Source organism: Stappia sp. P2PMeth1, assembly GCF_900185735.1.
Lineage (GTDB): Bacteria > Pseudomonadota > Alphaproteobacteria > Rhizobiales > Stappiaceae > Stappia.
The window spans coordinates 1-1,203 of sequence record NZ_FYAW01000028.1 but is presented as its reverse complement, the minus strand read 5'-3'; the positions used below and the strand labels follow the sequence as shown (position 1 = coordinate 1,203).

Annotated in this window: 1 protein-coding gene; it reads left to right on the top strand. The window is 60.7% G+C overall.

What is annotated here, in order from left to right; genetic code table 11:
• Nucleotides 1–65: 65 nt before the first annotated feature.
• A protein-coding gene (locus tag P2PM1_RS19390) for an IS3 family transposase (RefSeq protein ID WP_186400182.1) occupies nucleotides 66–1,177 on the top strand; the annotation gives its coding sequence in 2 pieces (ribosomal slippage) (nucleotides 66–321 and nucleotides 321–1,177; 1,113 coding nt in all).
• Nucleotides 1,178–1,203: the final 26 nt, after the last annotated feature.

Here is a 1,203-nt window from a genome sequence, read left to right as displayed (position 1 = left end):
TTGACCTGCTCCCCTGAATTGTCTCCGCTTTGAGGTTAGCCTGCCCCTGACGAAGGAGACAGGTAATGAAACGATCCAGGTTTTCCGATGAGCAGATCATCGGCATTTTGAAGGAGCACCAGGCGGGCATGTCGGCCGCCGATCTGTGCCGCAAATACGGCGTCAGCGATGCGACCTTCTACAAGTGGCGCTCCAAGTATGGCGGCATGGACGTGTCGGAGGCCAAGCGGCTGAAGGCGCTGGAGGAGGAGAACGCCAAGCTGAAGAAGCTTCTGGCGGAGTCGATGATGGACGTGTCGACGCTCCGCGAGATGCTCGGAAAAAACTTCTGACGCCCGGCTCGAGGAGGAACGCCGTGAGCTGGGCTATCGAACATCAAGGCTACTCGCAACGACGCGCCTGCGGGCTGGTGGGCATTGATCCGCGTGTCTACCGCTACCGATCGACGCGACCGAATGATGCGGAACTGCGTAAGCGGCTGAAGGAACTGGCGTCACAACGCCGGCGCTTCGGCTACCGGCGCCTGCACATCCTGCTGAAGCGGGAGGGCGTCGAGGTGAACGGGAAGAAGCTTTACCGCCTCTATCGCGAGGAACGGCTCACCTTGCGCAAGCGTGGCGGCCGCAAGCGGGCCCTGGGCACGCGTGCTCCGATGACGATCCCGCAGGATCCCAACCAGCGCTGGAGCCTCGACTTCGTGTCCGACACTCTGGTCGATGGACGCCGCTTCCGCATCCTGTGCGTCATCGATGACTTCAGCCGGGAATGCCTGGCGACTGTCGTCGATAACTCGATCTCGGGTGAACGCGTGGCCCGTGAACTGGATATCGTCGCTGAGCACCGCGGCTACCCGCTGCTGGTGGTCAGCGACAACGGCACGGAACTGACCTCGAATGCGATGCTCAAATGGCAGCAGGATCGTGGTGTCGAATGGCATTACATCGCGCCCGGCAAGCCGATGCAGAACGGCTTCGTGGAAAGCTTCAACGGCAGGCTGCGGGACGAGTGCCTCAACCAGCATCTGTTCCGCAGCTATCGCCATGCTCGAGAGGTCATCGAAGAATGGAGGATGGACTATAATCTCAACCGACCGCACACGAGCCTCGACGGCCTCACCCCGAACGAATTTGCAACCCGGTCCGAAAGGGACCACAACCTGAACAGGGCTAACTTATAGACGCGGACAAAACGGGGAGCAGGTCA